The sequence below is a fragment of the Daejeonella sp. genome (assembly GCF_044348475.1).
GTDB lineage: Bacteria > Bacteroidota > Bacteroidia > Sphingobacteriales > Sphingobacteriaceae > Daejeonella.
Genome location: NZ_JBIKSU010000004.1, coordinates 25734 through 39021, shown reverse-complemented (window position 1 = coordinate 39021; position 13288 = coordinate 25734). Strand labels below are relative to the sequence as shown.

Annotated in this window: 15 protein-coding genes; 12 read left to right on the top strand and 3 right to left on the bottom strand. The window is 35.9% G+C overall.

Annotated elements, in window-relative coordinates; translation table 11 throughout:
• Positions 1 to 2 precede the first annotated feature (2 nt).
• The 11 genes from ACIQZ6_RS02280 (at position 3) to ACIQZ6_RS02230 (ending at position 8356) form a co-directional block, all read left to right on the top strand.
• On the top strand, positions 3 to 1910 hold the full coding sequence (locus ACIQZ6_RS02280; protein WP_395807794.1) for a cbb3-type cytochrome c oxidase subunit I: 1908 nt from the start codon (positions 3 to 5) through the stop codon (positions 1908 to 1910).
• Between the two features lie 298 nt (positions 1911 to 2208).
• Positions 2209 to 3096 (top strand): heme o synthase, encoded by an 888-nt coding sequence (cyoE, locus tag ACIQZ6_RS02275; protein ID WP_395807792.1) that lies wholly within the window; start codon positions 2209 to 2211, stop codon positions 3094 to 3096.
• 6 nt (positions 3097 to 3102) lie between these two features.
• Complete coding sequence (locus ACIQZ6_RS02270; protein ID WP_395807790.1) at positions 3103 to 3684, top strand: heme-copper oxidase subunit III; 582 nt, start codon at positions 3103 to 3105, stop codon at positions 3682 to 3684.
• A 23-nt stretch (positions 3685 to 3707) separates the two neighbouring features.
• Positions 3708 to 4397 (top strand): cytochrome c oxidase subunit 3, encoded by a 690-nt coding sequence (locus ACIQZ6_RS02265; protein WP_395807788.1) that lies wholly within the window; start codon positions 3708 to 3710, stop codon positions 4395 to 4397.
• A gap of 19 nt (positions 4398 to 4416) precedes the next feature.
• Positions 4417 to 4755 carry a cytochrome C oxidase subunit IV family protein gene (locus ACIQZ6_RS02260; protein WP_395807786.1) on the top strand — a complete coding sequence of 113 codons (339 nt, stop codon included), beginning with the start codon at positions 4417 to 4419 and terminating at the stop codon, positions 4753 to 4755.
• A complete protein-coding gene (locus ACIQZ6_RS02255) occupies positions 4755 to 5462 on the top strand; it encodes an SCO family protein (RefSeq protein WP_395807784.1) in 708 nt (235 codons plus the stop codon). The genes ACIQZ6_RS02260 and ACIQZ6_RS02255 overlap by 1 nt, the downstream gene beginning before the upstream one ends.
• Before the next feature lie 22 nt (positions 5463 to 5484).
• Positions 5485 to 6024 (top strand): DUF420 domain-containing protein, encoded by a 540-nt coding sequence (locus ACIQZ6_RS02250; RefSeq protein ID WP_395807782.1) that lies wholly within the window; start codon positions 5485 to 5487, stop codon positions 6022 to 6024.
• Between the two features lie 92 nt (positions 6025 to 6116).
• The gene (locus ACIQZ6_RS02245) at positions 6117 to 6392 is read left to right on the top strand and encodes a hypothetical protein (RefSeq protein ID WP_395807780.1); all 276 of its coding nucleotides are present in this window, start codon (positions 6117 to 6119) and stop codon (positions 6390 to 6392) included.
• 45 nt (positions 6393 to 6437) lie between these two features.
• A complete protein-coding gene (locus tag ACIQZ6_RS02240; protein ID WP_395807778.1) occupies positions 6438 to 6845 on the top strand; it encodes a DUF983 domain-containing protein in 408 nt (135 codons plus the stop codon).
• A complete protein-coding gene (locus tag ACIQZ6_RS02235; protein ID WP_395807776.1) occupies positions 6823 to 7485 on the top strand; it encodes a DUF2461 domain-containing protein in 663 nt (220 codons plus the stop codon). Before ACIQZ6_RS02240 ends, ACIQZ6_RS02235 begins: the two co-directional genes overlap by 23 nt.
• Before the next feature lie 10 nt (positions 7486 to 7495).
• Positions 7496 to 8356 (top strand): OmpA family protein, encoded by an 861-nt coding sequence (locus ACIQZ6_RS02230; RefSeq protein WP_395807774.1) that lies wholly within the window; start codon positions 7496 to 7498, stop codon positions 8354 to 8356.
• Positions 8357 to 8403: 47 nt separating this feature from the next.
• Here ACIQZ6_RS02230 and rfbC read toward each other — a convergent pair whose 3' ends face one another.
• Genes rfbC through ACIQZ6_RS02215 form a run of 3 tightly spaced genes read right to left on the bottom strand, consistent with a single transcriptional unit; the run spans position 8404 to position 11101 of the window.
• Positions 8404 to 8946 (bottom strand): dTDP-4-dehydrorhamnose 3,5-epimerase, encoded by a 543-nt coding sequence (rfbC, locus tag ACIQZ6_RS02225; RefSeq protein WP_395807772.1) that lies wholly within the window; start codon positions 8944 to 8946, stop codon positions 8404 to 8406.
• Positions 8943 to 9251 carry a DUF4286 family protein gene (locus tag ACIQZ6_RS02220; RefSeq protein ID WP_395807770.1) on the bottom strand — a complete coding sequence of 103 codons (309 nt, stop codon included), beginning with the start codon at positions 9249 to 9251 and terminating at the stop codon, positions 8943 to 8945. The genes rfbC and ACIQZ6_RS02220 overlap by 4 nt, the downstream gene beginning before the upstream one ends.
• Positions 9252 to 9295: 44 nt before the next feature.
• Positions 9296 to 11101 (bottom strand): tetratricopeptide repeat protein, encoded by a 1806-nt coding sequence (locus tag ACIQZ6_RS02215; protein ID WP_395807768.1) that lies wholly within the window; start codon positions 11099 to 11101, stop codon positions 9296 to 9298.
• Positions 11102 to 11400: 299 nt separating this feature from the next.
• On the opposite strand from ACIQZ6_RS02215, the gene ACIQZ6_RS02210 reads away from it, so the two are divergent.
• Positions 11401 to 13287 carry a S9 family peptidase gene (locus ACIQZ6_RS02210; protein WP_395807766.1) on the top strand — a complete coding sequence of 629 codons (1887 nt, stop codon included), beginning with the start codon at positions 11401 to 11403 and terminating at the stop codon, positions 13285 to 13287.
• The last annotated feature ends 1 nt before the right edge of the window (position 13288 follow it).

Genomic DNA, 13288 nt, shown 5'->3' with positions numbered 1-13288 from the left:
TTATGGCAAGCTCTGCAACACACGATTCAGCTGTACTTCACCAACATGATGATCACAGTCATGACCATGGACATCATAAAGAAACATTTATAACAAAATATATCTTTAGTCAGGATCATAAAATGATTGCCAAGCAATTTCTGATAACAGGAATTATTATGGCTGTAGTAGCAATGGTATTATCAATTCTGTTCAGACTACAATTAGCTTGGCCAGATAAAAGCTTCCCATTACTCGAAACATTCCTTGGAGAAAAATGGGCAGAAGGAGGGCGAATAAAACCAGACTTTTACCTAGCCATAGTTACCATTCATGGTACAATCATGGTATTCTTTGTATTAACTGCCGGGCTTAGCGGAACGTTTAGTAATCTTCTAATTCCATTGCAGTTGGGCGCCAGAGATATGGCTTCACCATTCATTAACATGCTTTCATACTGGCTATTCTTTTTAGCTTGTGTTATTATGATGGCTTCATTCTTTGTTGAAAGCGGACCTGCTAGTGCTGGTTGGACGGTATATCCTCCATTGTCTGCTTTGCCTAAAGCCATCAGTGGTTCTGGTACTGGAATGACTTTATGGCTTATAAGTATGGTAGCCTTTGTTGCATCGGCCTTAATTGGAGCGCTTAACTATATTTCAACAATTCTGAATATGCGTACCAAAGGTATGGATATGTGGAAAATGCCTTTAACTATCTGGGCATTCTTCTTAACTGCAATTGTAGGGGTATTATCTTTCCCTGTATTAGTATCAGCTGTTGTTTTGTTAATATTTGACCGTAGCTTTGGTACAAGTTTTTATCTTTCTGACATTGTTGTAGCAGGCCAAATTCTGCCTAATCAAGGTGGTAGTCCTGTATTATGGCAACACTTATTTTGGTTCCTTGGCCATCCTGAAGTTTATATCGTGATTATGCCAGCATTGGGGCTTACCTCAGAGGTAATTGCTACAAATTCAAGGAAACCTATATTTGGTTACCATGCCATGGTTTATTCTTTGATAGGTATTACAGTTCTTTCATTCATTGTATGGGGTCATCATATGTTTATTACAGGTATGAATCCATTCCTTGGAGGAGTATTCATGATCACAACCCTGATCATTGCAGTTCCTTCAGCAGTAAAGACATTCAATTACCTGGCTACTATTTGGAGAGGTAACCTGAGATTTACTCCTGCTATGTTATTTGCAATTGGTTTAGTATCCTTCTTTATCTCAGGAGGTTTAACCGGTATATTTCTAGGAAACGCAGCTCTTGATATAAACCTTCACGACACCTATTTTGTAGTAGCTCACTTTCACCTAGTAATGGGTTGTGCTGCAATTTTCGGAATGCTTTGCGGTGTTTACCACTGGTATCCAAGAATGTTTGGGCGTATGATGGATGAGCGTTTAGGATTCCTTCATTTTTGGTTAACTTTTATTGGTGCCTACTTGGTATTCTTCCCAATGCACTTTATGGGCCTTGATGGTGTTCCTCGTCGTTACTATGCATTTACTGAATTTGCATTTATGCAGGAATGGTTAACCGTGAATGTTTTCATTACCTGGGCTGCAATTATTTCGGCCCTTGCACAGGTTGCTTTCTTATGGAACTTCTTTTACTCTATGTTTTATGGTAAGAAATCACCACAAAATCCATGGGATTCAAACACTTTAGAATGGACCGCTCCGGTAGAACATTTACATGGAAACTGGTCTGGAGAAATTCCTTCAGTTTACCGTTGGCCATATGATTATAGCAAGCCTGGACATCATACAGACTTTATCCCTCAAACTACACCTTTCTCTGAAACAATGAGCTCTAATCTTCTACATGATTTCGAAGATAATCCTGAGGCTGAACGTATACAGGAGGAATGGGAAAAGAATAATGCTAAGAAGCCAAAAGCTAAGGAGCAAGTTTAAATAATAGACCTATCAATAATATAAACAGGCAGTATTCAGGTACTGCCTGTTTAATTAAAGGATGTTCCGTATTTGCATTTTGAAGAAAAAACTAGTCTGCTTTTCTATAATCAGCCTAGCTTTTTTCATCTAAAAATGTATTGTTAATTCAATATCATTATTCTTTAGTATACATGATATAAGCTTTGGAAATACCATTTAAAATATATTTCCTTAGTATTTTTACAGCCAATCTGCCAGAGCTAGTTTTTATAGATTAGTAAATCAGGCAATTAAATTTTATGAAATAGAACATAGAGTGAGGAATTTCATATCCGATTTCAATAAGTTAATAAAATTAAGACTTACGATGACAGTGGTGTTCTCTGCGTCAATCTGTTTTCTTATGGGAAGCAGGTTTCAAGGAGATATTAACTGGTTCAATTGGATGATTCTTACGATTGGAGGTTTTCTGGTAACAGGTGCCGCCAATGGGTTTAACGAAATTATTGAAAAGGATCTGGATAAGTTGATGAAACGAACAATGGATCGCCCCATTCCTTCGGGTAAAATGACAACCGGACAGGCTTTGGTTCTTAGTCTTGTTATGGGTATTACAGGGACATTAATGTTGGTTAAACTTAATTTTCCAACAGGTGTATTATCAGTATTGTCGATATTTTTATACGCTTTTGTGTATACACCTATGAAAAGAAAATCGCCAATTGCTGTTTTTATTGGTGCTTTTCCTGGTGCTTTTCCTCCATTGATTGGTTATTTTGCATCATTTAATGAACCACGTATTTCATGGATACCTATAATACTTTTCCTTATTCAGTTTGTATGGCAATTCCCTCATTTTTGGGCTATTGCCTGGGTACTTGATGAAGATTATAAGCGGGCTGGATTTAGATTATTGCCTACAACTAAACAAGATACAACCAGTGCCATTATTACGCTGCTTACAACCATTATTCTGGTGCCGGTTAGTTTGATGCCAACGGTATACCTGATGCCAGATGGTCAGGCATTTGCTGGCAATTTTTATTTGGTAATCGCGCTGCTTGCAGGCTTTTACTTTTTTTGGAAGGCTATTTTATTGTATAAAAACAAAGATGTTTTATCAGCAAAAAATTTGATGTATACATCTTTTATATACCTGCCTTTGTTGCAGCTTACTTTATTATTTGACTTTATAGCAAAATAGAATACTATGGAAATTAAAAATGTACAGGTAGAGGATAGGCAGAACTTTAAAGCAAGAAAATTTTTAATGTGGCTGTTTATTATCTCTTCATTTATGATGTTTGCTGCTTTAACCAGCGGTTTTATTGTCTATACCGAAGGCAACGTGGAGCGAGGAATTAAAGTTTTACTTCCTAAAGCATTTATGTATAGTTCTGTTATCATAGTTTTGAGTAGTCTGACTATGCATATAGCCTATCTCTCTGCAAAAAAATTACAATTTGGCAGGCAAAAGCTTTTTATTGGACTTACCATTGCGCTTGCATTTTGTTTTTTTTACAGTCAATATTCAGCATGGCAAGTATTGTATGAATCAGGAGCGTATTTTGTAAACTATAATGCCTCCCAGTCATTTATTTACGTATTTTCTGGTGCTCATTTGTTACATATTGTTGCTGGTATATGTATGTTGATTTATGCTCTAATAGGCAAAATTCGCAACATTCCTCAGGTACGTAATATATTTCGCATGGAAGTGACATCCATTTTTTGGCATTTTATAGATATCCTATGGATTTATCTATATGTTTTCTTACTTTTGAATCAATAATAAATCAATATACCATAGTTTAAATGAGTGCTACTGTTTCAAAACTAGATGAATTAAAAACTGACGCCTGGAGTGGCGGAAAGTCGCCTTTTGCCGTAGAATATGGAAAACTGATGATGTGGTTTTTCCTCCTGTCAGATGCTTTTACATTTTCTGCTTTTCTAATTTATTATGGAGCTCAACGCTTTAGTAAAATTAGCTGGCCAGATCCCGATGTAGTGTTTCAATCTATACCGGGTATTGCAGATCATGGTTTTCCGCTTGTTTTTGTGGGTATCATGACATTTATCCTCATTATGAGCTCGGTAACTATGGTTCTTGCTGTTGAGGCAGGACATCGTAATTCTAAGAAAGAGGTAGTTTGGTGGATGGTTGCCACTATTATAGGTGGGTTCATGTTCCTGGGTTGCCAGGCTTTAGAATGGTCGCACTTGCATCACGAAGGTTATTGGTGGGGAAGTTTCCCAGCCTCTTATGTCGGTACTGATACGATTGGCGCACTACAATTTGCCAATCTGTTTTTCACGATAACGGGCTTTCATGGTTTCCACGTATTTACCGGAGTTTTAATTAACATTATTATTCTTCTAATGGTAATATTCAATGTCTTCCAGAAAAGTGGAAGCTACCTAATGGTTGAAAAAGTAGGTTTGTACTGGCACTTTGTAGACCTTGTTTGGGTATTTGTATTTACATTCTTTTATTTAGTTTAATCCTGATAATCCATATATAATGTCAGCAGAACACACACACGATGAGCATGCAGAGCATGAGGGAATGACCAAGAAAAAGATCTGGCAGGTCTTTTTTTATCTTTTAGGAATAACAGCAGTTGAATTCTTCATAGCGCTTTATATGATACCTAAGGGTTTGATAGGGCACGGAATTGGCAATTTTGCTTATATAGCTCTTACTCTTGTAAAAGCATTCTATATTGTTGCATACTTTATGCACCTTAAATTTGAAAAATTTGCATTGAAAACTGGAATTACAGTTTCATTAATATTCATTATTTACTTTATTGTTTTGATGTTAATTGAAGGTTCTTACCAGTTTGTTCAAATGAATTAATGAGTTTACCCTCATTTCCCATTAAAAAAATCCTGGTTCTGCTAATTTTATTGGCAGTACCAGGCACTTTATATTATTTACTAAAGGAAAAAGGGCAGAATCGATATCGCCCTCTTCCTATTTATGGTACCAAGCAGGTAGCAAAAACATTCCACATTAAACGTCGCAAACAGATTCCAGATACTATTTATCACGTAGTACGCGACTTTAAATTTCTAAACCAAAATTCAGACTCTGTTAAATTTCCGGCCGACAGCAATCAAATTACGGTCGTTAATTTCTTCTATACCCGTTGTCCTGTTTTTTGTTTGGGAATGAATAAGGAAATGGCCCGTGTTGCAAAAACTTTTAATAACAATAGATTGATGCGTTTTATTTCGATTAGCGTAGATCCTGAAAATGATAGTCCATCTGTACTTGCTAAATATAGCAAGCCATTTGTTGCCGAAAATAAAAAGTGGGATTTCCTGACAGGCGATAAAACCTTAATATATGCTATTGCCAAGCAAGATTTCTTGGTAGATGCAATTCAGGATACTTCTAATAAGCTCAATATAATTCATAGCCCAATGTTAATCCTACTTGATCCGCAAAAACGAATCAGAGGCTATTATGATTCTAGTAGGGGGCAGGATCAAGTTAACTTGCTAATTGATGAAATTAAAGTGCTAATTACTGAAGAATTACGAAATATCAAGGATCGATAAATTCTATATAAAACACATCAGAATGAATAATAAATTTATTTCCAAGCTCATTACAGGAATCTCTATTTTTGTTTTAATTGTTGTAGTCATATTACAGAGTAATGTGCTCAATATTTTTCCTGATAAATCTCTAATTCCAGCTTGGGTACTTTTTCTTCCTAAGTTTAATGCCATAATTAATGGTACTTGCAGTATCCTTCTTCTACTATCCCTTTATTTTATTAAAAGAAAAGATATAGCAACTCATAAAAAACTAAACATTTTAACTTTTATTTTTTCCTCACTTTTTTTAGTCTCTTATATCATTTTTCATGCTACCGGTATTAAAACTACCTACGGTGGAGAGGGGTTTATCCGTTCTGTTTATTATTTCATTCTTATAACTCACATTATTCTTGCAGCTGTGGTTTTACCTCTGGTATTGTTTAGTTTTCAAAAGGGACTTCAAATGCAGGTTGAAGCACATAAAAAACTAGTTCGTTTTACATTCCCTATTTGGTTATATGTTACTGTTACTGGGGTAATTGTTTATCTGATGATATCCCCTTATTATACGTTCTAAATAATTGTCTGATTAGCGTCAGAGATTAATTTTAAACCGATCAATCTCTCTCATAAATGTGTTTACTATTCGATTTACCATATCTTTGTAGTATGAAAACTTTGAGAATAATTCTTTGTGGCTTTATTTTAACGGTTACTTCATTGAGCTCACTCGATGCTTCTGCACAATGTTCTATGTGCACGCTAAATGCAGAGAATTCGGTGCAAAATGGGAATTCAGAAGGTAAGGGTCTAAATAATGGCATTCTCTATCTTCTAGCTGCACCCTATTTGGCTATTGCTGGAGTAGGATTTCTTTGGTATAAAAAATATAGGCGCAAAAATGTGACTATGAATATTAAGGACAGTAAAATTAATTTGAATTAAGCTTACTCTTCTTTAGTTTATAAGGCTTTCCAAATTTCATCATCTATGGCAAAAACATCACAATTAGAAGCTATAGTGAAGGCAAAATGTCCGCGATGCAGAAGGGGCAAGATATTTGCCGGGTCATTATATGGTTTGAATCTTCAGAATACAAATGAGAATTGCTCTCATTGCGGTATGCGGTTTGAAGTTGAACCCGGGTTTTTTTATGGTGCCATGTATGTTAGCTATGCCTTTGTTGTTGGAGAAATGTTAAATGTTGGCTTAATTACTTACTTGATTACAGGCAATGATAAATCACCTTGGTTATATATCACAACCATATTGCTCACCATTTTAGCGCTTACTCCAATTAATTACCGCTATTCAAGGGTACTTCTGCTTCATTTACTAACACCTAAAATTAAGTATTACCCTGAATACGATACGGATGATAAAATCGGACACGTTTAAGTTTTTAAATGATCTTGCGGCTAATAATAATCGCGATTGGTTTCAACTTAATAAGAGCAGGCATGATGATGCACGCTTAAATGTGCTCGAATTTGCGGGTAAGGTTATATTAGGCCTATCCAAATTTGACCATACAATACCATCCTCGTTAGATCCAAAGGACTGTGTTATGAGAATATACAGAGATATTCGTTTCAGCAAGGTAAAAACTCCTTACAAAACTAATTTTGGTGCCGGTTTTTCACAAAATGGCAAGAAATTTAGTGGGGCAGGATACTATCTGCATATTCAACCTGAAGCATCTTTCATTGCCGGAGGATGCTGGATGCCTGAAGCTGATCTCTTAAAAGCAATCCGGCAAGAGATTGATTATAATGGAAGCGACTTTCGGGCAATCATTGAAGACCCCTCATTCATGAAGTATTATGGGAGCCTCGAATCGGAGTATAAGCTAAAAACATGCCCCAAAGGCTATGATCAAGATCATCCGGAAATCGAATTCCTAAAACTTAAGAGTTTTACATTTAGTCATAAGCTTAATCATACAGAACTCATCCATTCGGGTTCTGTTGAACAAGTTGTAAATGGATTTGCAAAATTGAACCCTTTTATAGCATTTTTGAGAAATGCTATTGCATAGACCTATTGATATGAGAAAATTATTAATCCCTGCCTTTGCTTTGTATTTTATTAGCCTATTAACTTCTTGTGTTGTCATGTCGCCAAAGAAGTTAAATACATTATTAGCACAGAAAGACTCATTATCGTTGGGTTGGGAAGCAGCAAGAATAAAGATAAACTCTTTAGAGGGCGAGATTGTTAGTTTAAGATCTGACACTGCTATACTTCAGGCCAAGATCACAGAACTCGGAGCAAAGATTTCTAATCTTGAAAAAAAGCTAAAAGGACTTGATGACAGTTATACTTCCTTACGTTCTAATTCATCTTCTGAAATTCGGAAGCTTGCAGATGATTTAAGTAAGCGGGAAGCGCGTTTAAAGGAAGTTGAAGATATTTTACGCAAAAGAGATGAAGCAACAAATGCGCTTAAAAATAAGTTGCAAAAGGCATTGCTAGGATTTCAACAAAGTGGTTTAAGCGTGGATATCAGAAATGGAAAAGTATACGTTTCTCTTACAGATAAGCTATTGTTTAGTAGTGGCAGCATCATCATTGATGAAAAGGGAAAGCTGGCCTTGCAGGAACTTGCTAAGGTCTTAAAAACTCAGCCAGAAATAAATATTTCTGTTGAGGGCCATACCGACAACCAGCGTGTGGTGAATCTTGGACAGATTAAAGATAACTGGGACCTAAGCGTACTTAGAGCAACCTCAGTTGTTAGATTCTTGACAGAAACTGAAAAGATAGAAAGTAATAGAATAACAGCTACTGGTAAGGGAGAGTATCAGCCGATTGAGGTGGGTAATGCTGCAGATATCAGAAGTCGTAACCGGCGGATAGAGATTGTGCTTTCTCCTAAACTAGACGAACTTTACAATCTTATTAAGTAGCGTTGAATAAACTCTTTGTTTATTTTCTGAGTATTGCTCCGGTTTTTTTACAAAGAAAGATCTTTAAATAAGGGTAGAATCTGATCCTTTTCTGATAAGATCACTTCGTCTTGTGATATTCCCCAGTTTATGTTCAAATTGGGATCATTCCAAAGTACCCCAAACTCAGCTGATTTATTATAAAGTCCTGAAACTTTGTAACTAAAAATGGTATTATCTTCGAGAGTGACAAAGCCATGTAAAAATCCCGGCGGCACCCAAAACATCTGCTTAGTTTCTCCGTTTAGCTCAACGGTTAAATGTTCTCCATAGGTTTCCGAATCCTTTCTGATATCAACAACAACATCAATGACTCTTCCCTGAATTACACGAACAAGTTTTCCTTGGGCATGAGGAGCTGCTTGAGCATGCAAGCCTCTTAAGGTTCCTTTTTGGGATAGTGACTGATTATCTTGCACAAAATCTACATCTATACCAGCTTCTGTAAAGCTTTTTTTATTATAGCTTTCAAAAAAATAACCTCGATCGTCTTTCCAGATCTTTGGCTCAATTAATAAAAGTCCTTTTATTTTTGTAGTTAATATGTTCATTGATTATCGATAAATTCCATTACCGTTGGGAATAGTACAAGTTTATTATTGAATTGCTCAGGCATATTGGCCTGAATCATGTGCTCATGTTTTTGTCTGAACTCATTCAGGTTTTCTAAAGAATCAGAAATGTATTGAACACAATAGGTAACACCTTCGTTTGGTGAATCCAATACATTAAGCAGGCGGTTAGAAACAAAACATCCTGTATTCATCACATCCTGAATCTGTTTCGTCTTCATCCAGTGCAACCATTCATTATGAATCTCCTCATCCAAAATTATGGTTAAATTAAATAATATCATGTTGCGAATATAGGAATAGGGATTTATAAATTAAGTTTTTGCCTTTATCCGAGCTTATCGCCTCTCAGTTTACGGAAACGTTTTCTTGCCTCTATCACATATAAACTGCCAGGAAAATCGGTAATTATTTTTTGAAATAATTCAATTGCTTTATCCGGTTGATTTAATTTTGTTTCATAAAGATCGGCTAGAATAAATACCGCATCATCACCCCAAAGTTCTGTTGGATAATTCTCAATTATTCCCATTAGCTGTTCGATTGCTTGGTTGAACTCATTGTTCTTGATATAGATCTTTGATTTTGCCATGAAAACATCATCAGCAAGTAAATTTCCCGGATAAAGAACAGGTATACTATCCAGTATGGTTAACGCTTTATTGGGTTGGTTTTTAAAAATCATAAGATCCGCATAGGCATATTTTCTGAGTGCTGCAGTATCTGTTTCGTTTTGTAGATTATCTGAAATAAGTAGGTTAAGGTTTAGTGCATCATTTGCAATTAACTGTGAAGTTGAACTTTTCAATACATTGAGTTGTGCCTTTGCCCAAATAAAATCTGCCTGATAATAAGCTAATTTTGCATTCTTATACCTTGCCTCTTGCCCCAATGGCTCATTTGCATAAGCTTTTTCAAGTTGGCCATATAAAAGAGTTGCTTCCCAAACCTCGCCTGTGAGGATGTAAATATCGCCAAGATCCGACTTTATTTGTCCGATAATTTGTGAAGGCAAGCCATTTATTTCCATTAATTTTTCCAGTTGCTGTGCTGCAATAGCTGGTTTTTCGAGATAATATGCCTGTAAATTAGCTAGTTGACGTATTGCAAATACTGTTCCTTGGCTTGTTCCAAATTCGTTTATAAGAGCGTTGAAATCATTTTCTAAATTGATCAGATTTTCTTTACTGAACTTGATAGAAGTTAATTGCTTTGTTTTTACATTAAGGAGCTCAATTTTAGCGGGTATATAATAGTTATTGTTAACACCTTTTGATACCAAATAGTTTAATGATTCAATGGCTTGATCGAATGCTTGGTTGGATATTAGTAAACGAGAAAGGTCAAAGACCCTGTTTCCATCTTCTTTAAGTCGGCGATCTAAAGCAAATGTTTGCCTTAAGGCCATATCAAAATCTTTTTGCTGGATATATTGCCAGGTTAAAAATTCTGTCATGACGATACTTTGCGGCTCCTTTTGAAGCCGGCGTAAGATCGATGTTCTTAGCTGATTAAAATCCTCGCTTCCCTCTAGAATATTTCCAAGAACACTTTGTGCCTGTGGCAATGCCTCAGGATTTGTGCTCAGAAGATTTATATATTCCTGAATGAGATTTGGCTTGTCTTTACGGAACCGGTACAGGCTTAGGAGGTCGTAATTAAAAGCATTCTCATTATTGAGAAGCTTCCTTCCGGTCATAAATGCTTTAATCGAAAAATCATAAGCTTCAGCGCGATAGAGGGTTATTGCGAGCTCTTTGATAGCAAACTCATTGGCGGGCATAGTCCTTATCAACGTATTAAACCATTCTAATGCTTTTTCCTGATCACCCTTTTCTTGATAAATACGGCCAATATCAACTGAATAGGTAAAATTGTCTGGATTACTTTTAAGTAAGCTTCGAGATAGTTTTTCAGCCTCATTAAATTGTTTAAGTTTTAACAGGCTGTTGAAGTAGGGGTCGTAAAAGCTTGTATTTTTTGTTCTATTGAAGAGCTTTTCATACAGTATGCCCGCCTTCTCAAAGTCTCCAGATTGAAAATATTGCATAGCCAGGGCCTCTTCCGAACTTAGCTGGGCTTTGAGTCCTAAAGAGGAAATTATCAGAATAAGTAAAAAGATTATTCTAATCATGATTTAATGGATATACTTATATTTTCTGAATCCTTAAAGTTAAGGGAATTGCAATTAAATTGGAATGAAAGTCTGAATTAAAGTTCGGGCTCGTTAGCTCATGATAGTGTAATAAATAGGCCATGTAGTTTAAATGTTACGATGGGTTTTTTATGATTATAATGTAAATCAGTACATTGAAACATTAGTTACAAAACGTAAAACGACCAATTGTTCGTTGTAACATTTATCAGTATTTTCTGCAATGAATAGGTTATTAAATTTTTTTTGATCGAAATTTGAATAAATAGTATTGGATAATGCAGGTATTTAGAAATTACTTTTTCTTATTTGTTTTGCTAACTCTGGTGTCCTGCTCATTTGAAGGAACAGTTGAGCGAATTCCGATTGAAAATTTTTTCAGTGCGCCTATTAAAACATCTTTTCTGGTATCACCTGATGGGAAATTTATTTCCTATCTAAAACCCGACAATAATCGCATTCACATTTACGTAGAAACCTGGGATGGGAAAAATACCATCCAATTAACATGTGATAGTAACCGCAGTATTTCGAATTATTTTTGGGCAAGTAACAATGAGATTCTTTATTTGAAAAGTGGTGCTGAAGATAAAGATGCCGGATTATTTGCAGTAAAAATTGATGGAACAAATAAAAGAGAGCTATTGCCTTTTAATTATGCCAAAATCAGGTTAATAACCACAGGGCGCACTTTTGATGATCAGGTATTGGTTGCGCTTAACAGGCGTGATTCTACGGTATTTGATGCCTACAGGTTAAATATTCAATCCGGTAAATTATCCTTATTACTTGAGAATCCAGGAAATATAACCAAGTGGTATTCTGATCCTTCCGGTAAATTACGTATGGCAATAGCAAGTGATGGGGTTAATGAAACACTACTCTATCGTGATAGTGAAAATAAAAAATTCAGTCCGGTTTTGACTAATAATTTCAAAACCAGCATTTTGCCTGTAGCATTTAGCGCTAACAATAGTTGTATCTATGCTTTGTCAAATAAGAATCGGGATAAGATGGCTTTAGTTGAATTGGATTGTAAAACAGGAAAGGAGCATCGAACAATTTACAGCAACCCTGATGTGGATGTTTCTGAAGCAACTTATTCAGTCAATAAAGGTAAACTAACTTATGTGGGTTATGAAACTTGGAAAAAGGAACGTCATTATTTAGATGAATCTGTAAAAAGCATGTTCAATGAGCTTGAAAAGTTACTGCCAAATACAGAGATTAAAGTGAGCAGCGCTGACTCGGCAGAAAAAAAATTCATCGTCCGTACCTACACTGATCATAATCCAGGATCATTTTATCAATACACCATTAAAGAAAATAAACTGGTTAAGTTAAGTGATGTTAACCCATCATTGCGGGTGGAGGATATGGCCGAAATGAAGCCTATAAGCTTTAGGACACGAGATTCCCTTCTTGTAAATGGCTATTTAACGCTTCCTAAAGGTAGGACAAAGAAAAACCTTCCAGTGGTTGTGATGCCTCATGGAGGTCCTGATTCAAGAAATAGCTGGGGCTATAATTCAGAGGTGCAATTTCTTGCAAACAGGGGATATGCTGTGTTTCAGGTTAATTTTAGAGGCTCTAAGGGTTATGGCAAGAAATTTTGGACTGCTGGTTTTAAAGAATGGGGTGGAAAGATGCAGGATGATATTACTGATGGAGTTGGTTGGCTTATCTCAGAAAATATAGCTGATCCTTCTCGTATCGCCATTTATGGTTCAAGTTTTGGGGGTTTCTCAGCCCTCCATGGCTTGATTACACAACCTGAACTATATCGATGCGGGGCATCACATTCAGGATTTACCAATTTATTTACTTACCTCAAAGATATACCACCCTACTTCAGGCCTTATCAACAAATGTTTTATGAAACCGTTGGGAATCCTGAAACAGATGCCGACTACTTTAGGGAGGTGTCTCCTGTTTTTCACACTGATCGAATAAAGGTTCCTGTTTTAATTGCCCAGGGTGCCAAAGATCCAAGAGTGAATATGAACGAAACTAATCAATTTGTAAAGGAACTCAAGAAGAAAAATGTTCCTGTTACTTATATTTTAAAAGAAGACGAAGGTCATTTTTTTAGAAACATTGATAATAGACTTGAGTTTTATAAAGAACTTGAACTGTTTCTTGATAAAAATCTAAGCCGTAAGTAAC